The organism is Paracoccus sp. (in: a-proteobacteria) (genome assembly GCF_047973135.1).
Lineage (GTDB): Bacteria > Pseudomonadota > Alphaproteobacteria > Rhodobacterales > Rhodobacteraceae > Paracoccus.
Genome location: NZ_JBKEBL010000116.1, coordinates 1 through 21,302, shown reverse-complemented (window position 1 = coordinate 21,302; position 21,302 = coordinate 1). Strand labels below are relative to the sequence as shown.

Below are 21,302 nucleotides of genomic sequence, written 5' to 3'. Positions count from 1 at the left end.
ATGAGCGCGGCATCCCTTTTCGACCTGAACGGACGTACTGCGCTAATTACCGGTTCGACCCGCGGCCTTGGCCGCGCCATCGCCGAAGGGTTGGGGCAGGCCGGTGCGGCGCTGGTGATCAATGGCCGCTCGGACGAGGCCGCCGACAAGGCTGCTGCCATGCTTCGCGCCAGCGGGCTTGACGCCCGTGCCGCCGCCTTCGACGTGACCAGCGAAAGTGCCGTCACAACGGCCTTTGCGGCATTCGATGCCGACGGAATCGAAATCGACATTCTGGTCAACAATGCCGGCATCCAGCACCGGCAACCGATGGTCGATCTGTCGCTGGACGACTGGCAGCGCGTGATCGACACCAACCTGACCAGCGCCTTCCTTCTGGGGCGCGAGGCAGCCAGACGGATGATTCCCCGCGGGCGCGGCAAGATCATAAATATCGGATCCCTGACCAGCGAACTGGCCCGCGCCACCGTCGCGCCCTATACTGTGGCCAAGGGCGGTATCCGGCTGCTGACGAAAAGCATGGCGGCTGAATGGACGCAGCACGGTGTTCAGGCCAATGCCATCGGTCCGGGTTATATGCTGACCGAAATGAACGAGGCGCTGACATCGAACCCCGCATTCGACGCCTGGGTCAAGGGCCGCACCCCCGCCGGACGCTGGGGCCGCCCTGACGAGCTGGTCGGAACCGCGATCTATCTTGCCTCGCGCGCCTCGGATTACGTAAGCGGGCAGTTGATCTTTGTCGATGGCGGCATGGTATCGGTGCTATAGCGCACACTTTCAGCCCGCCGCCTTCAGCGGCTGGCACCCGGCCGCACCGGGAACCAGAAACTCGACTCCGGGGATGCGGGCCAGTTCGGCACAATCCTCGGCATAGCGACGGGCCGCTGCTGCGTGGATTTCCGGCGGCAGCAGTCGCAGCCGATCCTCGCCGCGCGTTCGGGGATGCTGTTTCCGGGACTGCCCGACAAGCAGGTCAATCGGCTGACCCTCGGCGGCTCGGGCCAGCACCATGTTATAGGCCGCAACGGAAAGACCAATACGGGCGGGGGGCAGATCGGGGACAAGGGCGGCCAGTCCAGGGCCCAGCATCCGGGTCAAAAGTTGCAGGCGTGTCGTTGCAGTGTCTTCGTACCGCCAACAGACGATCCGGCCCGCCTCGCCCGTCGCAAGCAGACGCCGGACCAGATCGGACCAGCTAAGCCCGGCGGGATCGAAATCGCCCAGAAAATCCTCGATCCGCAGCACCCCGCCCCATCGCAACTGTTCACCGAACAGCGAGGTCACGAAATCTGCGGGCGAACGGATCGCCAGGTACAGGGTCGCATCGCCAGTCCCCAGCAGGTCCAGAAGATTGCGCAACCGCTGCGCCGCGCCCAGATAGATCCTGCCATTGTCCCCCAGCAGTCGCGCCCTGCCCAAACCACCGAGGATCAGTTCGTCGGACAGGATCATGTCGCGGTGTTCGGCCAGAAAACCGCGCAAGAGCCTGCTGACCATATCGCTTTGGCGGCGCCGCCGCTCGGGGCCTTCCAGCAGCGCGCGCAGATCCAGCGGCGCATCACGCAGGATGTCCGGGCCAAGGAAAATCACGTTGCTTTCCAGAAGATCGGCCTCGATGGCCCCGATCGAGCGCTGCAAATGGGTCGAGGCGGTCTTGTGCGCGCCAAGGTGGATGGACAGGGTCATTGCCGTGTCCCCTTGTTCGTCATCTTGTGCAAGTCCAGTTCCTTTTGCAGGCGGCCCAAGAACATTGCCGCGCCAGCATCATATGCATGCAAAAATTAAGAAAACCGCCACCAAGCAAGTTATCCCCGGCCCGGATGACCGAAGCAGACGGAATGACCGCGCGGCCATGCAAAGCCCCTTGCGCGCTGCGCACCGCTGGCGTAAACGGGCGCACGGCCACAGGGGTATCGCTCAGTTGGTAGAGCATCGGTCTCCAAAACCGAGGGTCGGGGGTTCGAGTCCCTCTGCCCCTGCCAGGACGCCGCGCCGCCAGCCGGTGCACGCGATCCGGCAGGCCGTTCGTCCGGATAATCAGGCGCAGTTCATGCGGCATGGTGCATCCTGACCGCTGCTTGCGCATCCGACCGCAACTCTGCTGCATGAATCCCCAGAAGGATCAGGCCAGGCCACAGCATATAGGCCTCGATCTCAAGGTTTTCGCCAAAGGACAGCAGGACCAGGATCATCGTGAGGCTAAGCGGCAGCCGTCCGCGCGGACCGCGCGCAGCATCGGCCAGCGTCAGCAACACCTGCCAGACCATCGGGACAAGCAGCGCAAAGAACCCGACCAGCCCCTTCACAAACAGCAGCCCCCACCAGGTGTGATGGCTGCCGATAAACATATGTTCGACAACATGGCCGCCGGGCTGGACCGTTCCATGCCCGCACCAGATCGCCTCGTTCCACCAGCGTTCTCCGGCGATGCGTTGCAGCGTCTCACGCACGCGCGTGCTGTCGGCACGCGCGCTTTTGAAGGCGGCAACCGCATCCTTGATCGCCTGTGACAGCCAGCCACCGGCCAGCGCGAAACTTGCCGTCAGCGCCGCCAGCGCCTGCCAGGCCCATCCCCGCAGCACCAGCGGCATCAGGCGTGGTCCGGCGGTACAGGCCACCAGCCCGACAAGACCCATCCGCGATTTCGACATCAGGATCATCGCCACCCCGGCCGCCACGCCGATATTACGCCAGCGGAGGCTGTCATCCTCCAGCGCGAAACAGACCTGCTGCACACCCAGAAGCGCGGCAAAGGGCGACCACGGGGCATAGAACTGCCAGCGCGGGGTCCAGCTTGCCGGATCCCAGGTGAACAGATAAACCGAGAAATATTCCGGCCCCGGCCCTCCCACCGCCTTGAGGGGCGAGGTAAAGATACGCTCGGGCAGGCCGATATAGGGCGCGGCCACCATGACCGGCAGCAGCACCAGCGACCACAGGCCGATCATGCATTGCCCGCGCACCAGAATCTGCCGCCGGATCGGCAGCACCGCGCCGGCCAGCGGAAACAGCGCCAGCAGCGCCCATCCCTTTGCCCAGCCGATCGAGGATTTGATCGTCTGTTTCGCCCCCAGCCCCCAGGCGGCATGACCGACCCAAAGCGCGATCAGCATGACGAACATGCCCAGCATCCAGATCCAGACGACATCCGGCACCGGCCCGCGCGCGCGCAGATCGCTGCGGATCGCTGGCCCCAGATACAGCGACAACAGCGACAGCACGCCCAGCAGCCAGCCCAGGACAGGCCCCACGACATACAGCGCCCCGATGAAATAGAACGGCCAGGTCCAGCGCAGCGTCGCGAACACCATGCTTTCGGCCGGGTTCTGTGGCGCAAGGGCTGGCCGCCGGGTCATGTCGTTACCCCTGCCCCGTCAGGCAGATGCCGGTCCGCCAGAATATGCGCGATCAGCGGACGGCGGATCCATCCAAGAAACAGCCCGATGGTCAAGGACAGCGTCGCCGCGGCCCCCGCGGCGATGGCCATCGTCTTGCGGGGCGAGGACGGATCGACAGGGAAGGACGGATCCTGTAGCACCTGCACCAACGGGTAAGAGGCGAACAGATCGGTCCGCGATGTCTGGTTGCGGGCCGAGGCCGAGGCAAAGACGGCCTCGGCCACCGAGAAATCCCGTTGCAGATCCTCTAGCTTCGCCGCCGGTTCGATCAGGTCCAGCTTGCGTTTCTCGGCCTTTTCAAAATCCTGCGACAGGGCTTCGGTTTCGGCGACCAGCCCGGCGCGTTCGGTGTCAAGCCTGACCAGATCGCTCAGCAAAGCCTCGCGATCAGATGACTGGCTGAAATCCAGCCGCTGAACGGTGGTGGATGGCAGACCCGTCACGCGCTGGCCGCGCAGAACGACGCGGCGGCGCGCCTCGTGATACCGGGCCTCGGCGCTGCGCACCTCGGGGTGCTGCGCCCCATAGCTGGCACGAGCCTCGGACAGGTTTGCCGCGCGCTGCGACAGCTCGACGGTCAGCGAGGTAAATTCCGGATCCGCATGCAACCGCAACGCAGCCGCCGCAAGCCGGGCGTCGATCCCCAGAACCGATACCATCACCGAAATGGAATTGTCCTTGTCCGCGATCCTGGCCCGCATGTCGCGCACGGTCCGGGCCAAGGCTTCGCTGTCGGCGACCAGTTGGTGATACTGATCAACCGAGACAAGGCCGGTCTCAAGCCGCAGTTGCGAAATCCTGGCGCGGGTAGCCATCACCCGCCTGCGATAATCCTCGATCGCGCTGGAATCGCTGTCCTGACGCTGTGCGATCTCGTCCGAGCGCAGCGCGTTCACCTCTTTGAAGAACGCATGCAGCAGCGCCTTGCCCCGCGCCTGCGCATCTTCGGGCGAGACGCCGGTCATGGCCAGATTGATCAGGCCGGTCTGATCGACCAGTTCGATCCGGGGTTCGCCAAATTCCACCCGTTTCATGCCCATTTCCCCTGATGCGGCCCTGAGGATCCGATCCGCGCCCAGAAGGCGCTTGTAGGTCTCGGTCGGACTGACCGAACTATTCGCATAAGGCGAGTTGGCATAGGACGAAGCCTGTCCTATCTGGTCCAGATTGACCGAAGCCGACGCCCCCGCACCCGGCAGGATCAGCGAAACCTCTGACGTGTAACGCAGCGGTGCCAGCAACAGATAGGCAAGGATTGCGACCCAGATACCGGCGGTTCCGACCCCGAACAGGATACCATATCGCCACGGCCTGCCCGACACCGACCGCCGCCCCCCAAGGGCAACACGGCGGCGCGCCGTCTTAAGGCGCAGGACTCGGGGGATGGAAAGGTTCATGGGCAATCTCCTTACCCATGAACTTACTCGTTTTGCTAAGACAAAGCGCCGTCACTGGCGGCTGACGCCGCAACACGGCAGGATACCCTACCCATCCTGCCGGACAGTCAGAACAGACCAGAGTTACGCGCGATCATCGCCGCCTGTGTCCGGTTCGCGGCACCGATCTTTCGGTAAAGCGTCTTCATATGCAGCTTGACCGTCGGTTCGCGGATATCCAGATCGCGCGCGATTTCCTTGTTGGATTTGCCTTCGGTCAGGCCGCGCAACACCTCGACCTCACGCTGCGAAAGCTTTTCCGTCAAGGGATGTTGCGGCGTTTCTTCGGCCCCGCGCAGGAAATCCAGCGGCGCATATTGTTCGCCCATAGCCATGAAACGAACCGCGTTGACCAGCGATTTCGCCGACAGGGTCTTGGGCAGGAAACCCGCCGCCCCCTCGGCCAGCGCCTGTTCGGCGACCGAACTGTTGGCCGTCCCGGAAATGATCGCGACGCGATGCTTGCCGGGCATGGCCATGATCCGCTGCATGCCGTCAAGGCCGTTCATGCCCGGCATCGAATAGTCCAGCAGGACAAGATCGAATTCATGTTGCCCGACCAGCTTTTCAGCGCCAGAAAAATCCGCCGCCGCGTGGGTTTCAATCCCGTCCTCGCTGTTAAGGAACAACACCAGTGTATCACGTAATAGATCGTGGTCATCAGCAATGAGTATCCGCATAATTTTCGCCTGCCCCGTTGAGCCTGCCGCCTTAATTCCCGTGGTTTGCACGGGTTCGACGCATTGAGAGTGCATTATTGCCCACCTCCCGAAATAAAACAACTCTTACGGGAAAATTTGAATTGCGAGTACTTTCAGAGTTTACGCGAAACCCCATCGTCCCTCCTAGCGCGCATTTGGCTGCTCGACCTATCCGTTCGGATAGTTTGCGACCGTCGTCGGGATCGCGGCGGGACCGTCCGGGGCGGGCGGCGATATCCGTCGGGGCCGCGGCATCCCGAACGCCCCGCCTTCCTCGCCCGCCGCGACATTGAGCCGACAGGTGATTCACAGGCAGATCTTGGGCCAAACCGCATCAAGGAACGGCCCGATGTCCTACGCCACCAGCCTTCAGCAACTGACCGTTTCATATGCCCCCGTCCGTATCACCCATGACGATGTCAGGACGCGGGCCGGGGCGGGCCATGTCAGACTGTTCGGTCTTGAGATCGCCAACGCAACGACCGGGGACATGATCACCCGTCTGCTGACGCCTGGCCGCCGCAGCCGGGTCGCGTTTTTCAACGCCCATTGCGGCAATGTCATGGCGAAGGATACCGAATATGCCGAGGCGCTGGCCTCGGCCGATGTCGTCCTGCCCGATGGCATCGGGGTCGAGCTGGCCGCAAGGATGTGCGGAGACAGGCTGACCGAGAATCTGAATGGCACCGATTTCGTCCCCGCGCTGCTGGCCGCCGCCGCGTCGCGCGGGCAAAGCGTGTTCCTGCTGGGCGGACGGCCGGGCGTGGCAAGGCAGGCTGCGCAAAAGCTGACCGCAACCATCCCCGGCCTTGTCATCGCCGGCACCCGTGACGGGTTTGCGCAGGCCGCCGACCTGTCGGCCACGATTTCCGAAATCAACGCCTCGAAGGCCGATATCGTTCTGGTCGCCATGGGCGTGCCGATGCAGGATGTCTGGCTGGCCCGGCACAGCCGCCTGCTGCATGCCCGCCTGACGCTTGGGGTCGGCGCTCTGTTCGACTTTCTGGCCGGCCGCATCCGGCGTGCGCCCCTGCCGGTCCGCAAAATCAAGGCCGAATGGCTGTGGCGCCTGGCGATGGAGCCGCGCCGGATGGCCCGGCGCTATCTGATCGGCAATATCGCCTTCATGGCGCGGGCCATGGTTCACGCCGCCTCGCTGGCGGATCGCGACGCGGTTACGCGCCGGGTGCTGGACATCGCGATTTCCGCTTCGGCCCTGATTCTGCTTGCGCCGGTTTTCCTGTTGCTGGGCCTCGCGATCAGGCTGGACAGCAAGGGGCCGGTCATCTTCAGCCAGACCCGGATCGGGCTGAACGGCGAACACTATACCATGTTCAAGCTGCGCACGATGCGGACCGACGCCGAGGCGCACCGCGCCGGCATGCTGTCACGGTCGGATCGCCCTGGCCTGTGCTTCAAGGCAAGAAACGACGACCGCATCACCCGCATCGGACGCTTCCTGCGGAAGCATTCGCTGGACGAACTGCCACAGCTTCTGAACGTGCTGCGCGGCCAGATGTCGATGGTCGGCCCCCGCCCGGCCCTTCCCGAAGAGGTCGCGGCCTATCCCCTCAGGGCGCTGGAGCGGCTGTCGGTCAAGCCGGGCCTGACCGGGATTTGGCAACTGTCCGGCCGCGCCGAAATCGGTTTCGACAAGATGATCGACATGGATATCGCCTATGCGCGCGCCCGCTCGGTCCTGTCCGATCTTGTTCTGATCGCCATGACTTTCCGCGCCGTGATCGAAGGACGCGGCGCTTACTGACCCCCCCCGCGCCTATCCCTTCGGATAGGTTCCACTGCTCCGATGCGCCAATGACTGCAATAACGCAGACATGGCATAATTACAGGCACTTCACAGGTAAGGGTACGCCATGTCCATGACCCGCAACTTCGCTCTGACCGCCCTGCTGTCGGCACTTCTGTTCCCCCTCCCGCTATTTGCGGCAGATCCGTTGCCCACCCCCACTGGCGATGTCATCCTGACCATCAGCGGCAACATCACGCAAACCAATGTTGACGGTACCGCGCAATTCGATCTGGACATGCTGAAGGCGATGGAATCCAAAACCATCGACACCAGCACGACCTGGACCGACGGTGTTCATCACTATACCGGCGTCTCGCTGAAATCGCTGCTGGAACGTGTGGGCGCGGCCGGTTCAGCGATCGAGGTCACTGCGCTCAACGATTATACGATCTCGATCCCGCAAGACGACTGGAACAGTGGCGATTCCATCATCGCCTATCTTGACGATGGCCAGCCAATGTCGATACGCGACAAGGGGCCGTTGTGGATCATGTACCCGTTCGACGATTTCAAAAAGTACCAGACCGAGGCGGCATATTCACGCAGCGTCTGGCAACTTGATCGCATCAAGGTCACAGACTAGCCCCAAGACAAAGAAGGAGAACCGACGGAGGGGTCGTTGAGCGCAGGACAAGCCAGAGCCACCCGGCGTTCGATATGGAACCGAACGTCGATCGTGGTGCTTCTGATCGCCTTTTGCATCAGCACGGCTGCTGGCATGGGCTGGCTTGTCATGGGCGAAATTGACGATCTGAGCGTCGCCAATTCCGACAACCAGCAATGGAGCCTTGCGCAAACCGAGGTCGAATTTCTGCGCTTTCAGGTCGAGGTGATCAAGGCGCGCGCGGATCCGTCGAACCTGCCCGCCCTGCGCAAAAACTATGACGTGTTCTACAGCCGCATCGCGACGCTGGATCAGGGCGGCGCGTTCAAGGACGTGCGCGACGATCCGGCGACTACGGCACCGCGCCGGAAAATCCGGGCCTTTCTGGACCAGACATCGCCGCTGATGGATGGCGACGATCAATCCCTTGTCGCGGCTGTTCCGGGCCTTGTGCATCAGGTCACGGCGCTTGGACCCTCGGTCCGCGAGATCAGCCTTGCCGGGGTGGCGCGCTTTGTCGTCGTCTCGGACACCCGGCGGGCAGATGTGATGCGCACACTTGACCGGATCGCCATCGTCCTGATTCTGCTGATGGGCGGGCTGTCGCTGCTGACCGTCGCGTTTCAGCGGCTTTACCGCACATCCGAGGCGCAATCGAAAGAACTGCGACTGGCCGGCGGGCGGATGCGGACCATTGTCGAGACTTCGGCCGATGCGATCATCGTCACTGACAGCACCGGGCGTATCCTTGACCTGAATGAGGGTGCGGTGCGTCTGTTCGACTATTCCCGCGCCGAGGCCGTGGGGCGGGTCGCGCTGGATTTATACTATCCGCGCGACGTTGCGACCGCCATTCGCAGCGGCAGTCTGGGCAATATCTTTGCCAATATGCAGCCGCCGGACGGCCATCGGCATTTCGAAGCGGTCGCCATAAACCGCCGCGGTCTGCGCTTCCCGGTCGAAATCTCGCATGACAGCGCCGATGGCGAGGGCGAGACCGTCTGCGTGGCCTTCATCCGCGACATTTCGCAGCGCAAGGCGGCAGAGCAGGGGCTGACCATCGCGCGCGACAGGGCACTGGCCGGCGAAAAGGCCAAGGCCGAATTTCTGGCCGTCATGAGCCACGAGATGCGCACCCCCCTGAACGGGCTGCTGGGCACGATGCAATTGATGCGGGAACATGACCTGTCGGTCAAACAGACCGAGCTGCTGGACCGTATGCAAAATTCCGGTGCCCTGCTGCTGGGGCTGGTCAATGACGTGCTGGATCTGTCCAAGTTCGAGGCCGGAAAACTGTCGCCTGACCTGCGGCCCTTTGACGTGGCGACGCTGCTGGACGGGATCGTGGAAACCACATCAAGCCTTGCGGCGCAGAACGGCAACATTCTGGAATGGCTGTGGGTCGGTCCGGCGCTGAACACGGTTCAGGGCGATTCCCGACGGCTGCGGCAGGTGCTGCTGAACCTTGTCGGAAACGCGGTCAAGTTCACGCATGGAGGCGAAATCACCATCGAGGTCGAGGTGGTGAACAAGGCCGTGCATATGGTCGAATTTCGCGTCATCGACACCGGAATCGGCATTGCCCCCGAAAATATCGAACGCATCTTCAAGGATTTCGAGACGCTGGACCCATCTTATTCGCGGCAGGCGGGCGGGACCGGGCTGGGACTTGGCATCTCGCGTCGGCTGATCGGCCTGATCGGGGGCGAGATCGGTGTCGAAAGCGAACCGGGCGAAGGCAGCCTGTTCTGGATCCGTCTGGGTCTGCCCCCGGCCGAACCCTCGCAAATCGTGAAGGTCCGCGACAAGGCGGCGGGGCGTCCCACCACGCGCCCGCTGTCGATCCTGCTGGTCGAGGATAACGAGATCAACCGCTTTGTCGCCCGTGAGATGCTGGAGGCCGATGGCCACCGCGTGACCGAGGCGGTCAATGGCCGCGCCGGTGTCGAATGGGCCACCGCCCAGGAATTTGACGCGATCCTGATGGATATTTCGATGCCGGTCATGGACGGTCAGGCCGCCGCCCGCGCCATTCGCGGCGGCAAGGGTGCCTCGGCCCGCGCGCCTATCGTCGCCGTGACCGCCCATGCCCTGCCCGAAGAGGTCGAACAGTTCCGCGCGGCGGGCATGAAATACTATATCTCCAAGCCCATCGACCGCGAGGTGTTGTCAGACACGCTTTATGCCATATCGTCCGGCGATGCCGAAGCAGCGACCCGACTGAAAAGGGCATGCCTGGATTCGTCCACCGAAAAGCTGGTTGATCGCGGCCAGCTTGCGGCACTGCGTCAGGCCCTGCGCCCCGGCGATGCCGAGATGTTGCTGGACCGTTTCCTGGGCGAGACCGACACGATCATCGCCGAACTGTCCGCCAGCAAGGCCGACGCGACCGATCTTGCCGCCGTGGCGCATAAATGCGCAGGCTCTTGCGCGACCTTCGGCCTGACTGCCCTGCGCGATGCGCTGCACCGAATCGAATCGCGTGCCCAAAGCCGTGAAGTCACCACGGGCGAACTGGTGGCACTTGGCCCGCTGTGGCAACGCAGCCGCGCCGTCCTGCTGGAACGCGGTGACGGCTAGGCAGAATTTCCATCCGGAAACCGGTGCCGATGTTTCGGAAACCCTGCCTGGTCAGCGAACCAGCATCACGCCCGCCGCCACCACGCCAAAGACGCGCGCGGCCTCGTCCAGATTGGTGACATCGCTGTCATAGCAGGCAATCGCGTCCCCCGGCAGCAGATAGGGGTCGTAATCGTCGCGGTCGGGACGCATGCGCATTTCCTCGACCCGGCGTTCGATCACGGCCGAAACCCCGGTCATCGGATTGCGCGAGAACAGCGCGGCAGAGCGGTCGGCGCTTGTCGCGCGCGCGCCGCCCACGCAATTCGCGTCGATCACCGCTTGCATGTAGCGCGTGCCATAGGGCACCTCGCGCACGGTCTGGCCAATGGCCGAACCTGCATTGCTGTCGGCGGGAAGGGTCAGGTTCGACATATACAGCGAGACGCCGGGCGGGCTGATCGGGCTGGGCTGCATCAGATCGTCCTGAAAGCACTGGCGAGAGGGGACGTTGATTTCGTCGCCGGTCAACAGCATCACATCGTCAAAGCTGCGCCCTTCGATCGCGCCGCGCAGGTCGATCACATAATTCGTGCCGCCGCGCGTCAACCTGACGGCAGACAGATCGGCATCAGGCCGCACGCCGCCCGCATTGCGCAGCGCTACTGACAAGTTGCGCCCCTCGGTCGATCCGCCGCGCGCCGCCTGACGCAGATCGTCGCGGTCATCGGCCGAGACGCGCCCGATCTCGACCGTCTGCGGCTCGAACACCGCACCATTCACCCCGACTCGCGCCGAGGAAAAATCCATCACCAGCAACGAAATCTCGGGTTCCAGCACATAATAACCACCCGACACCAGCGCCTCGCGGATATCGGCGACCACCTGGTCGGTGCTGCGTCCCTGCGCCGCAATCGGGCTGATGAAGGGCAGTTTCAGCGTTCCATCGCGCGAGATTTCGAACTGACCGGTGAAGGTATCGTCATCCGGGACGCGCAGGTCAAGAAGATCGCCGCGCGACAGCAACTCTCCACGCAAGGCCGCGGGTGCCCGGCCAGCATACTTGCCACCCCCGCCGTTGCCGCCAAAGGGCAGGCAGTTCTGCGCATTCATGCGTTCGGACAGCAGGGTCAGCTTGTCCTTTGACCGACGCGAAAAATCTCGGTACTGCGCCTGATAGCCGCCACCTTTGGCGACGGGCTCATGGTTGTCAGGCGTGTGTCCTCCGGCACAGGCAGCAAGGGCGATCAAGGCAATCGCGTGGAAGGCAATTGAAATATCTCGAAAAGCCATTGCGTCCGCTCCGGCGGTTAATCGTCTGGTCCAACTTCGGCAAATAAGCACAAGGATCGCGCCGCGTACATCCTTCGCGTGCATAGCCCCCTTATCCTTAGGGATAGTCCTTTGGCCGCCCGCGCGTCGCCGCAATCCGGCGGCGCATGCGACGAAATGCGGCGCTGCGGCTATCTTCCAGTCTTGACATCTGCTTCCGGCAACGGGCCAACTATTGAACACGCAAATATGAGACCGACCGAACGCCTTGGCCGCTTTGCCCGCCACTTTCTTGCCTACTCGCTGTCTCAGCTTGCGGCCAAGGCGTCGCGCCTGCTGGTCGTGATAGCGGTTGCGCGGACCATGGACAGCACCGCCATCGGCGTGGCTGCGGCCTCTATTGCGGCGGCAGACATCCTGAAGGCACTGACCGAGAATGGCGTGGGCCAGCGCATCATCGCCGCAACAGAACGCGACCTTGCCGCAACCTGCCTCACCGCCAGCCGGATTTACCGGGTGTGGTGTCTGGGACTGTTCACCATCCAGCTTGGCGTTGCGGGGATTGTCTGGTGGATCAGCGACGACGCCGCACATTTCTGGCTGATCACCGTGCTGGCGGGCGAATACCTGTTCATGCCCTGGGGGCTGGTCCATAACGCGCTGGCAATGCGGGACGGCAAGATGCGCCAGACCGCCGCCATCGGCGCGGGTCAGGTCGTGGGCGCGAATGCGCTGACCGCCCTGATGGCGTTGTTTTTTCCCGGACCGATGGCCCTTGTCCTGCCGCGCCTGCTGGTCGCGCCGCTCTGGACGCTGGCCATGCGCCGCCTGCATCCCTGGACCCCGGAGCCCGGCGTCGCCCCCGCCCCTCTGGCCCCCTTCCTCCGCTATGGCTGGGCCGTGCTGGGGGTCGAGGTGGTCAAGGCCCTGCGCCTTCAGGCCGACAAGCTGGTCATCGGCGCGATGCTGGGGACCAAGGCGCTTGGGCTGTATTTCATGGCCTTCAATGCCGGGCTGGGGCTGGCCAATTCGCTGGCCATGGCGTTTTCGGTGGTGCTGTTCCCGCATCTGTGTTCGGCCCATGACCCGCGCCGTGCGCTGCGTCAGGCGATGGGGTTGGGAACGGCGATCATCTCGTTCGCGGTGATCCTTCAGGCGCTTGCCGCGCCCTACTATGTCCCCGTCCTGTTCGGCGCGCAGTGGAACGGCATTTCGAATGTCGTCTCGATCCTGTGCCTTGCCGCCATCCCTGGCGTGATCTGGTCCGGCGCGGCGCAATGGCTGCGGCGTCAGGACCGGCCGCATGTCGAATTTCTGGTCACGCTGGCGCTGACCGCCGCGCTGATCGCCAATACCGTTATCTGCGCCCCTTACGGCCTGACCGCCATCGCCTGGGGCTATCTTCTGACCTCGACCATCACCCAGCTTGCCGCAGCAATTCCCACGCTGGCCGGGGTGTTCCGCAATTCCTTGCCAAAGACCGCCTGACATGCCTCTCTTTTCCATCATCCTGCCCTGCTTCAACGCCGCGGCGACCCTGCCCGAAACACTGCTGACCCTGTCCGTCCAAACCTTCACCGACTGGGAGCTGCTGTGCATCGACGACGGCTCGACCGATGAGACGTCGTCGATCCTTGCCCGCGCAGCCGCCGGCGATGCGCGCATCCGCGTGATACGCAACCCCGGCAAAGGCCCCAGCGCGGCCCGCAATCTGGCCCTGACCGAGGCGCGGGGCGAAATTTTTGCCTTTTGTGACGCCGACGATCTGTGGGTGCCGCAAAAGCTGTCGATCATGGCGGCGCTGATGCGGGACAAGGGAATCGACGGAGCCTATGCCCGCGTGCAGTTCTTCAGCGAGACGCGTTCCAGATCGCTTTCCACCGTGCCGCAGGGGCTGCTGAGCGTCGCCATGCTGTTGTCGGAAAACCCGGTCTGCACGATGTCGAACGTGGTCATCCGCGCGGGTGCATTCCGCAAGGTCGGCGGGTTCGACGAGAATCTTGTGTTCAACGAAGATCTTGAATGGCTGATCCGGCTGGTTGCGCAGGGGCACCGGATCATGGGAATCGATGAAACGCTGGTCTTTTACCGCACCAGTACCTCGGGGCTGTCGTCGGACCTGATCGCCATGTATACCAGTCGGCAGGCCGCATTGTTCACTGCCATGCTGTATGGTTACGTGCCGGATGACCGGGCCGAGGCGATCTATCTGCGCTATCTCGCGCGGCGCGCGCTGCGCGTCGGGGCACCCGGCTTTACCGCCATGCGCTATGTCATCGCTGGCATGATGACCAGCACAAGGGGCTTTTTCTCGGGCGGGACGCGCGGTGTGCTGACCTTTGCCGCAGCCCTGATCGCACCGCTGTTGCCCACAGCCTTGCGCCGAAGGCTGTTCGCATGCTGAACGCCGGTCACACGCCCCGCGCCTCGATCATCGTGCCCGCCTATAACGCAACCGCCACCATCGTGCCGACACTGGACAGCCTTTGCGCCCAGACATTTCCCGATTACGAGGTCGTGGTGGTCGATGACGGCTCGACCGACGAGACAGCGGCCGTGGTCCGCGCCCATGGCCACCCGCGCATCCGGCTGGTACGGCAGCAAAATCGCGGATTGGCGGGCGCGCGAAATACCGGCATCGCCAATGCACGCGGCGCCTTCATCGGATTTTGCGACGCCGACGACCTGTGGCGGCCCAGCAAGCTGTCCGCCCATGTCGCCCATCTTGAGGCCAGCCCGCAGGTCGGGCTCAGCTATTCCGGATCGCTGCTGATCGACGAAAAGGGCCAGCCGCTGCGCATTGCCCAGAAACCGCGCCTGAAAAACGTGACCGCTGCACAGATTTTTCGCCGCAATCCGGTCGGCAACGGATCGGCTGCGGTGCTGCGCCGCGCCGCGCTGGACGACATTGCCTGGCGACCGCTGCATGAAACCACGCGCGACTGGTGGTTCGACGAAAATTTTCGGCAGTCAGAGGACATCGAATGCTGGCTGCGGCTGGCACTGACGACCGGCTGGCAGGTCGAGGGCGTGCCGGGGTTGCTGACGCTTTACCGGGTCGCGGGCAACGGGCTGTCGGCACAGACCGGGCGGCAATATGCCTCGTGGGAGCAACTGGTGGACAAGCTGTCACAGCGCGCGCCGGTGTTCATGGCCCGCCACCTGCCTGCGGCCCGCGCCTATCAGATGCGCTATCTCGCGCGCCGCGCCGTCACCTCGGGGAACGGGGCCGATGCGATGCGCTATCTGGGGGCGATGCTGAAATCCTCGGCCCGGCCGGTCTGGGAAGAGCCTCTCAAGACCGTGACCACCCTTGCCGCCGCCCTTGGCCTTGCCGCGCTGGGTCCGAATATCGTGACGGTGCTGCGCCGCCTGATCGCACGCCATATGTGAACCCGCGAAAGGACCAGACATGCTGCGGATCGCGCATCTGATTGACGACGCCAATCCCGGCGGCGTCACCCGCTATCTGGATTTTCTGGCCAACGATGCCGGTATGGGCAACCTTGCCCGGCACCAGATCATTCAGGTTCCCCGCACCCGTCCCGCCGCCAGACGGATCGACGCCGACATCATCGTGTCGCATCTGACGATCTCGTGGCGCGGCCTTGGTGGCCTGATGAGCCTGCGCGCGCTGTATCCCGGCACGCCGCTGGTTCATGTCGAACACAGCTATAGCGCGGGTTTCGTGGCCTCGAATGTCCCCAGCCCGCGACGGTTCCATATCCTGCTGCAATGGGCCTATGCGCTGTTCGACCGCGTGGTCGCAGTCAGCAAGGCGCAGCGCGACTGGCTGGCGATGCGCGATCTGGTCAAGCCCGACGCGCTGGCGATGATTCATCCCTGCGTCGATCTTTCGCGTTTCAGCGCGCTGAAGCCACCCGCCGGTCCGGTGCGTCGGATCGGTGCCATCGGGCGGTTCAACGTGCAGAAGGGCTTTGACCTGCTGATCACGGCGTTTCGCAACACGCCATCCGACGATTTGCGGCTGGAGCTGATCGGCGACGGGCCGGAACGGGACAGGCTGCACCAGATCGCGGCGGGCGACCCGCGCATCCTGTTTTCCGACTTTACCCCCGATCCCGCCGCCGCGATGGCCCGCTGCGACGCCATTGCCATGCCGTCCCGGTGGGAGCCCTTCGGTCTGGTCGCGCTTGAGGCCCTGACCGCCCGCCGCCCGCTGCTGGTCTCAAGCGTGGATGGGCTGCGGGATTTCACGCCCCTGGGCGCGATCAGGGTGCCAACACTGACCTCGGCCTGCTGGTCAAAAACCATCACGCGACTTGCCGCCGCGCCCATCGTCGGCATAGCCCCGCCCAACGCCGCCGAAACCACCCGCCGCGGCTGGCAGCGCCTGATCGCCGATCTTGCACCCGCCACTGCCTCCAGCCTGGCCCGACAATAGGCCATGGCCAGTTCGCCCGATGCATCCCGCAACATCCGTCCTTCCACGATCGCCTCCTCCATCTCTGGCGGCCAACAGTAGAAGACGTCACTGCCCGGCAGTCCCTGCGGTTCTTTGAATCATCCTGCGCCGCGCTTGGCCGGTGATCTCACGGGCATACCGGTCCATGGTATAGCTGACGGAAGCCAATTTGATCATCAAATTGGCGCAGCATCAGCGTGAAATCAAATGGCTATAGCCTGACAACATAGTCAGAAGAAAGTCGTCAGGCTATATCAGCAAGCGTACCCTGCCCGCGAATTTCTTCAGCGTTGAGAAGCAGGTATTCCAGCCGCGCGGCCCACACCTCGCTGCCATACGTATCGGGAAAGCCTTTGATTTCCGCATGCCTTGCCGTGCAACTTCGGTCCGAAAACTGCCGGTCGGCAACTTTCTGATCGACGCTATACATGATCCTCTGCGTTCGCGCGTAATAAATGCGTAACCGGATCGCGCATACTGGCAAAAATGACAAGAAATCGTCACTTCGGGAAACGAAAAACAACAGTTTTCCCGGATTTCCGTCTGAAATACCAATAAAATACGAAATTCAGGAAAATTGTTGGTGCGGTCGAGAAGACTCGAACTTCCACTCCGGTTAAGGAACAGCGACCTCAACGCTGCGCGTCTACCAATTCCGCCACGACCGCATTCGGGGCAGTGAGGCGCGTCATAGCCGAGCGACCGGAGATTGAAAAGAGCTTTCTTGTAGCCGCCAGCCGCATTTTCCGAACTGCCCGCTTGACCTTGCCGCCGCGCGGCGTCACATCGCGGATATGGTGGAATGGATCAGCAGTTCGGGCCTGACAGGCTATGATGAGGCCGTGGCTTTCATGGAGGCGCGTGTCGCTGCAATCCATGCGGATACGGCGGATGAGGCGATCTGGCTGGTCGAACATCCCCCCCTGTACACTGCCGGCACCAGCGCAAGGCCCACCGACCTGCTGGATGCGCGCTTTCCGGTTCACGCCGCCGGACGCGGCGGGCAATACACTTATCACGGGCCGGGGCAGCGAATCGTCTATGTCATGCTGAACCTGAACCGGCGCGGGCGCGATGTGCGGGCCTTTGTGCAGCAACTGGAACATTGGGTCATCGCCGCGCTGGCCGAATTTGGCATCACCGGCGAAATCCGCGAGGGGCGGGTCGGCGTCTGGGTGGCACGGCCCGAAAAGCCCGCCCTGCCCGACGGCACCCCTCGCGAGGACAAGATCGCCGCCATCGGAATCAAGCTGCGCCGTTGGGTCAGCTTTCACGGCATCTCGATCAATGTCGAACCCGATCTTGGCCATTACGGCGGCATCGTGCCCTGCGGAATCAGCGGGCATGGCATCACCAGCCTGGTCGATCTGGGCCTTCCGGTCACGATGGCCGATCTGGACGTCGCGCTGCGCAGTCGTTTTGACGAAATCTTCGGCCCGGACCTGCCCTAGCCTCGATCCTGCAACTCGTTCAGGCGCAGGCTTTGCACCCCCGCCGCCAGCTCGATCAGCCGTCCGACATCATCCGCCGGAACGTGCCGGGCAAGGGCAAAGGCGATGCTTTCAAGGTGATTGCCGATATTCGTCAGATCGATCTGAGCGCCCCCCACGGCGGCCAACCGCCGCGCGGCCTCGGGCCGCGCAATGGATAAGGGGGGCTTATGTCGGTTCCGGGCGGATGCCATTCTTGACCTCACAGGCTGACACGGCAACGCGGCGCGTGATCGTCCGTTTCTACGCCGCTGATCCCGCTGAACACAGATCCGGAAATGACGCGATCCGCATCAAATTTGCGACGGGTCGGCAAAAAACTCTGGATTCCGGGGGGTGTAAGGTGCGACGTTCTTACTAATGGTCATATGCAGAACTGGTTCCTATACCACCGGCTGACAGATTCGAGACCTACAGGACCAAAGTGAGGAGCAAGCAATGAAATACGCGATCATCGGCGCCGTTCTCAGCGCCGCTTTCGTGATGCCCGCCATCGCCCAAGACGCCGCTACCGGCGAAAAAGAGTTCAAGAAGTGTAAAGCTTGCCACATGATCCAGTCGCCCGAAGGCGAGGACATCGTGAAAGGTGGCAAGACCGGTCCGAACCTTTACGGCGTGGTCGGGCGGCATGTTGCGGCCGAGGACGGCTTCAAATACGGGGCCGGAATTCTGGAAGCCAAGGAAATGAACCCCGATCTGGTCTGGACCGAGGAAGAACTGGCGAAATACATGACCAACCCGAATGACTGGCTGGAGGAACATACCGGCGATCCCAAGGCCAAGACCAAGATGACCTTCAAGCTGAACAAGAATCAGGCCGATCTGGCGGCCTATCTGGCCAGCGTCGGACCTGCGGCGCAGTAAGCCGGGCTCCGGCGAAACGAAAAAGCCCCGATCATCTGATCGGGGCTTTTTTCGCTGCTGACGGATCAGCCGCGTTCTTCGATGATCGTCACAAGATGCGGAATCTTGTTGACCATGCCGCGGATCGCCGGGGTATCCTGCAATTCGCGGGTGCGGTGCATCTTGTTCAGGCCCAGACCCTTCAGAGTCTCGCGCTGGATAGCGGGGCGGCGGATCGGCGAGCCGATCTGCTTGACGACGATGGTTTTTGCCATGTCCCTGTCTCCTTACGCTTCGGCAGCGGCGGGTTCAGCCGGCTTGTCGTTCGAGGGCAAGATGTCGGCCACCTTCTTGCCGCGACGCTGCGCGACCGAGCGGGGGCTGGCTTCCTTTTTCAGACCGTCCAGCGTGGCGCGGATCATGTTATAGGGGTTTTGCGAGCCTTGCGACTTGGCCACAACGTCCTGAACGCCCAGCATCTCGAACACGGCGCGCATCGGGCCGCCGGCGATGATGCCGGTCCCGGGAACGGCTGTGCGCATGATCACCTTGCCTGCGCCATGACGGCCTTCGATGTCGTGGTGCAGCGTACGGCCATCGCGCAGCGGCACGCGGATCATCGCACGCTTGGCCTGCTCGGTCGCCTTGCGGATCGCCTCGGGCACCTCTTTGGCCTTGCCCTTGCCGAAACCGACGCGACCGCGTTGATCGCCGACGACGACCAGGGCCGCAAAGCCGAAACGCTTGCCGCCCTTGACGGTCTTGGACACACGGTTGATCGCCACAAGGCGATCAGCGAATTCCGGGGTTTCCTCGCGATCTTCGCGGCGACCCCTGCGGTTGTCACGTTCTGCCATCAGGCATTCCTTTTTACGTGGTGCGCAGCCCGCACCGTTATCGCCGATCCAGGTGGGCCGGACAAGACCGGCCCCCGGATCATCGGGGTGGCGTCGCCGCCACCCTCAGTCATCAGAACTTCAGTCCGCCTTCGCGGGCTGCGTCGGCCAGTGCCTTGATCTTGCCGTGGAACAGAAACCCGCCACGGTCGAACACGACCTCTTCGACGCCCAGCTTCTTCGCCCGCTCGGCAATCGCCGCGCCGATCCTGGCAGCGGCATCGACATTGTTCTTGCCCACGACGCCCAGATCCTTCTCCAGCGAACTGGCCGAGGCCAGGGTCACGCCCTTCAGATCGTCGATGATCTGAACCGAGATGTTCTTGGACGAACGGTGAACCGACAGACGCGGACGGCCATTCGACATCGCCCGCAATTTGTTCCGCACGCGCAGACGGCGCTTCTGGAACAGCTCTTGCTTTTTCAGTGCCATTTCTCGCGCCCCTTACTTCTTCTTGCCTTCCTTGCGGAAAACGAACTCGCCCTTGTAGCGGATACCCTGGCCCTTATAGGGTTCGGGGCGCCGCCACTCGCGGATATTCGCGGCAACCTGACCGACAAGCTGCTGGTCGATGCCTTCCACAACGATTTCAGTCTGTTTGGGGGCCGTGATCGTCACACCTTCGGGTGCTTCGAAATTCACGTCATGCGAGAAACCAAGCGCCAGTTTCAGGGTCTTGCCCTGCATCTGCGCCCGGAAACCGACACCCTGGATTTCCAGCTCTTTTTTGAAGCCTTCCGATACACCGATCGTCAGGTTTTCGATCATCGAGCGGGTCATCCCCCATTGCTGGCGCGCGCGCTTGGACAGGCCGCGCGGCTTGACATGGACGGCACCCTCTTCCAGCACCAGATCAACGTCATCCGTCGCGGTGAAGCTGCGGGTACCCTTGGGGCCCTTGACCTCGATGGTCTGCCCCTTGATCTCGGCCGTCACGCCCTTGGGCAGTTCGACCGGCTTTTTACCAATCCGAGACATCTGCTGCCCTCCTTAGAACACGGTGCAGAGGACTTCGCCGCCAACATTGGCGTTACGAGCCGCTGCATCCGACATGACGCCTTTCGGGGTCGAAACGATCGAGACACCCAGACCCTGACGGACCTGCGGGATTTCGCGGGCACCGGCATAGACGCGGCGACCGGGTTTCGACACGCGCGACAATTCCCGGATCACCGGGGCGCCATCGTGATATTTCAGGCCGATTTCCAGTTCCTTATGACCGGATTCGGTGGTCACTTCCTCATAGCCGCGGATGTAACCTTCGTTTTTCAGCACATCCAGCACCCAGCCGCGAAGCTTGGAGGCCGGGGTGCGCACGGTCGATTTGCCGCGCATCTGCGCATTGCGGATGCGGGTCAGCATATCGCCGAGAGGATCGTTCATGTTCATTGTCGCCCCCTTACCAGCTTGACTTGACCAGGCCGGGAATCTGACCGTTCGAGCCAAGCTCGCGCAGCATGATCCGCGACAGTTTCAGTTTGCGGTAATACGCGTGCGGACGACCGGTCAACTGGCACCGGTTATGCAGACGCGTGGCCGAGGAATTGCGCGGCAGTTCGGCCAGCTTCAGCGTGGCCTTGAAACGCTCTTCCATGGGGCGGGACTGATCCTTGATGACCTCGTTCAGGGCGGCGCGCTTGGCGGCGTATTTCTGAACCAGACGCTCGCGCTTCTTCTCGCGCTCGACCATCGATTTCTTTGCCATATCTTCTTCCCTCCGCGATCAGCTGTTGAACGGCATGTTGAATGCCTTCAAAAGCGATTTCGCTTCCGCGTCGGTCTTCGCGGTGGTGCAGATGATGATGTCCATCCCCAGAACTTCGTCGACCTTGTCGAAGTTGATTTCCGGGAACACGATGTGCT

Annotated in this window: 23 protein-coding genes, 2 tRNA genes and 1 pseudogene; 11 read left to right on the top strand and 15 right to left on the bottom strand. The window is 62.9% G+C overall.

Going from position 1 to position 21,302, the window contains the following annotated elements:
* Nucleotides 1-771 (top strand): SDR family oxidoreductase, encoded by a 771-nt coding sequence (locus ACK5L9_RS08930; protein ID WP_416911112.1) that lies wholly within the window; start codon nucleotides 1-3, stop codon nucleotides 769-771.
* Between the two features lie 9 nt (nucleotides 772-780).
* Here the strand turns inward: ACK5L9_RS08930 and ACK5L9_RS08925 are convergent, their stop codons facing one another.
* On the bottom strand, nucleotides 781-1,689 hold the full coding sequence (locus ACK5L9_RS08925; protein ID WP_416911111.1) for a hypothetical protein: 909 nt from the start codon (nucleotides 1,687-1,689) through the stop codon (nucleotides 781-783).
* Between the two features lie 220 nt (nucleotides 1,690-1,909).
* Between ACK5L9_RS08925 and ACK5L9_RS08920 the strand changes: the two genes are divergently transcribed.
* Nucleotides 1,910-1,985: transfer RNA gene (locus ACK5L9_RS08920), tRNA-Trp, on the top strand.
* Between the two features lie 66 nt (nucleotides 1,986-2,051).
* Here ACK5L9_RS08920 and ACK5L9_RS08915 read toward each other — a convergent pair.
* From ACK5L9_RS08915 to ACK5L9_RS08905, 3 genes are all read right to left on the bottom strand, one after another.
* Nucleotides 2,052-3,359: an O-antigen ligase domain-containing protein gene (locus ACK5L9_RS08915; RefSeq protein WP_416911110.1), complete on the bottom strand. Its 1,308-nt coding sequence runs from the start codon at nucleotides 3,357-3,359 to the stop codon at nucleotides 2,052-2,054.
* On the bottom strand, nucleotides 3,356-4,798 hold the full coding sequence (locus ACK5L9_RS08910) for a GumC family protein (protein ID WP_416911109.1): 1,443 nt from the start codon (nucleotides 4,796-4,798) through the stop codon (nucleotides 3,356-3,358). The genes ACK5L9_RS08915 and ACK5L9_RS08910 overlap by 4 nt, the downstream gene beginning before the upstream one ends.
* A gap of 107 nt (nucleotides 4,799-4,905) precedes the next feature.
* Nucleotides 4,906-5,517, bottom strand: coding sequence for a response regulator (locus tag ACK5L9_RS08905; RefSeq protein ID WP_416911108.1), 612 nt, complete (start codon nucleotides 5,515-5,517; stop codon nucleotides 4,906-4,908).
* Between the two features lie 370 nt (nucleotides 5,518-5,887).
* On the opposite strand from ACK5L9_RS08905, the gene ACK5L9_RS08900 reads away from it, so the two are divergent.
* From ACK5L9_RS08900 to ACK5L9_RS08890, 3 genes are all read left to right on the top strand, one after another.
* On the top strand, nucleotides 5,888-7,303 hold the full coding sequence (locus ACK5L9_RS08900) for a WecB/TagA/CpsF family glycosyltransferase (RefSeq protein ID WP_416911107.1): 1,416 nt from the start codon (nucleotides 5,888-5,890) through the stop codon (nucleotides 7,301-7,303).
* Between the two features lie 109 nt (nucleotides 7,304-7,412).
* Nucleotides 7,413-7,931 (top strand): molybdopterin-dependent oxidoreductase, encoded by a 519-nt coding sequence (locus ACK5L9_RS08895; protein ID WP_416911106.1) that lies wholly within the window; start codon nucleotides 7,413-7,415, stop codon nucleotides 7,929-7,931.
* A 36-nt stretch (nucleotides 7,932-7,967) separates the two neighbouring features.
* Nucleotides 7,968-10,532 carry an ATP-binding protein gene (locus ACK5L9_RS08890; protein WP_416911105.1) on the top strand — a complete coding sequence of 855 codons (2,565 nt, stop codon included), beginning with the start codon at nucleotides 7,968-7,970 and terminating at the stop codon, nucleotides 10,530-10,532.
* A gap of 51 nt (nucleotides 10,533-10,583) precedes the next feature.
* Here ACK5L9_RS08890 and ACK5L9_RS08885 read toward each other — a convergent pair whose 3' ends face one another.
* Entirely contained in the window at nucleotides 10,584-11,804 is a 1,221-nt protein-coding gene (locus ACK5L9_RS08885; RefSeq protein WP_416911104.1) for a polysaccharide biosynthesis/export family protein, read from the bottom strand.
* 228 nt (nucleotides 11,805-12,032) lie between these two features.
* Between ACK5L9_RS08885 and ACK5L9_RS08880 the strand changes: the two genes are divergently transcribed.
* Genes ACK5L9_RS08880 through ACK5L9_RS08865 form a run of 4 tightly spaced genes read left to right on the top strand, consistent with a single transcriptional unit; the run spans nucleotide 12,033 to nucleotide 16,188 of the window.
* Nucleotides 12,033-13,271 carry an oligosaccharide flippase family protein gene (locus tag ACK5L9_RS08880; protein WP_416911103.1) on the top strand — a complete coding sequence of 413 codons (1,239 nt, stop codon included), beginning with the start codon at nucleotides 12,033-12,035 and terminating at the stop codon, nucleotides 13,269-13,271.
* A gap of 1 nt (nucleotide 13,272) precedes the next feature.
* Complete coding sequence (locus ACK5L9_RS08875; RefSeq protein WP_416911102.1) at nucleotides 13,273-14,187, top strand: glycosyltransferase family 2 protein; 915 nt, start codon at nucleotides 13,273-13,275, stop codon at nucleotides 14,185-14,187.
* Nucleotides 14,181-15,176, top strand: a complete 996-nt coding sequence (locus ACK5L9_RS08870) for a glycosyltransferase family 2 protein (RefSeq protein ID WP_416911101.1) — start codon at nucleotides 14,181-14,183, stop codon at nucleotides 15,174-15,176. The genes ACK5L9_RS08875 and ACK5L9_RS08870 overlap by 7 nt, the downstream gene beginning before the upstream one ends.
* A gap of 19 nt (nucleotides 15,177-15,195) precedes the next feature.
* Nucleotides 15,196-16,188 carry a glycosyltransferase gene (locus ACK5L9_RS08865; RefSeq protein ID WP_416911100.1) on the top strand — a complete coding sequence of 331 codons (993 nt, stop codon included), beginning with the start codon at nucleotides 15,196-15,198 and terminating at the stop codon, nucleotides 16,186-16,188.
* A gap of 265 nt (nucleotides 16,189-16,453) precedes the next feature.
* Here ACK5L9_RS08865 and ACK5L9_RS08860 read toward each other — a convergent pair whose 3' ends face one another.
* On the bottom strand, nucleotides 16,454-16,639 hold the full coding sequence (locus ACK5L9_RS08860) for a hypothetical protein (protein WP_416911099.1): 186 nt from the start codon (nucleotides 16,637-16,639) through the stop codon (nucleotides 16,454-16,456).
* A gap of 151 nt (nucleotides 16,640-16,790) precedes the next feature.
* Nucleotides 16,791-16,877 (bottom strand) — tRNA-Leu (locus tag ACK5L9_RS08855).
* Between the two features lie 117 nt (nucleotides 16,878-16,994).
* Between ACK5L9_RS08855 and lipB the strand changes: the two genes are divergently transcribed.
* Nucleotides 16,995-17,660, top strand: a complete 666-nt coding sequence (lipB, locus tag ACK5L9_RS08850) for a lipoyl(octanoyl) transferase LipB (protein ID WP_416911131.1) — start codon at nucleotides 16,995-16,997, stop codon at nucleotides 17,658-17,660.
* Here the strand turns inward: lipB and ACK5L9_RS08845 are convergent.
* Entirely contained in the window at nucleotides 17,657-17,893 is a 237-nt protein-coding gene (locus tag ACK5L9_RS08845; protein WP_416911098.1) for a hypothetical protein, read from the bottom strand. The two genes, lipB and ACK5L9_RS08845, sit on opposite strands and share 4 nt — an antisense overlap.
* A gap of 244 nt (nucleotides 17,894-18,137) precedes the next feature.
* On the opposite strand from ACK5L9_RS08845, the gene ACK5L9_RS08840 reads away from it, so the two are divergent.
* Nucleotides 18,138-18,563, top strand: a complete 426-nt coding sequence (locus ACK5L9_RS08840; protein WP_416911097.1) for a c-type cytochrome — start codon at nucleotides 18,138-18,140, stop codon at nucleotides 18,561-18,563.
* A gap of 65 nt (nucleotides 18,564-18,628) precedes the next feature.
* On the opposite strand, the gene rpmD is transcribed toward ACK5L9_RS08840, so the two are convergent.
* From rpmD to ACK5L9_RS08805, 7 genes and pseudogenes are all read right to left on the bottom strand, one after another.
* Nucleotides 18,629-18,817 carry a 50S ribosomal protein L30 gene (rpmD, locus tag ACK5L9_RS08835; protein ID WP_416911096.1) on the bottom strand — a complete coding sequence of 63 codons (189 nt, stop codon included), beginning with the start codon at nucleotides 18,815-18,817 and terminating at the stop codon, nucleotides 18,629-18,631.
* Nucleotides 18,818-18,829: 12 nt separating this feature from the next.
* The gene (rpsE, locus tag ACK5L9_RS08830; RefSeq protein ID WP_416911095.1) at nucleotides 18,830-19,399 is read right to left on the bottom strand and encodes a 30S ribosomal protein S5; all 570 of its coding nucleotides are present in this window, start codon (nucleotides 19,397-19,399) and stop codon (nucleotides 18,830-18,832) included.
* Between the two features lie 112 nt (nucleotides 19,400-19,511).
* Complete coding sequence (gene rplR / locus ACK5L9_RS08825) at nucleotides 19,512-19,871, bottom strand: 50S ribosomal protein L18 (RefSeq protein ID WP_416911094.1); 360 nt, start codon at nucleotides 19,869-19,871, stop codon at nucleotides 19,512-19,514.
* Between the two features lie 12 nt (nucleotides 19,872-19,883).
* Nucleotides 19,884-20,417: a 50S ribosomal protein L6 gene (rplF, locus tag ACK5L9_RS08820; RefSeq protein ID WP_416911093.1), complete on the bottom strand. Its 534-nt coding sequence runs from the start codon at nucleotides 20,415-20,417 to the stop codon at nucleotides 19,884-19,886.
* 12 nt (nucleotides 20,418-20,429) lie between these two features.
* The gene (rpsH, locus tag ACK5L9_RS08815) at nucleotides 20,430-20,828 is read right to left on the bottom strand and encodes a 30S ribosomal protein S8 (RefSeq protein WP_416911092.1); all 399 of its coding nucleotides are present in this window, start codon (nucleotides 20,826-20,828) and stop codon (nucleotides 20,430-20,432) included.
* Between the two features lie 10 nt (nucleotides 20,829-20,838).
* Nucleotides 20,839-21,144 carry a 30S ribosomal protein S14 gene (gene rpsN / locus ACK5L9_RS08810; protein WP_416911091.1) on the bottom strand — a complete coding sequence of 102 codons (306 nt, stop codon included), beginning with the start codon at nucleotides 21,142-21,144 and terminating at the stop codon, nucleotides 20,839-20,841.
* Nucleotides 21,145-21,162: 18 nt separating this feature from the next.
* A pseudogene (locus ACK5L9_RS08805) lies at nucleotides 21,163-21,302 on the bottom strand (50S ribosomal protein L5); the annotation flags it as partial.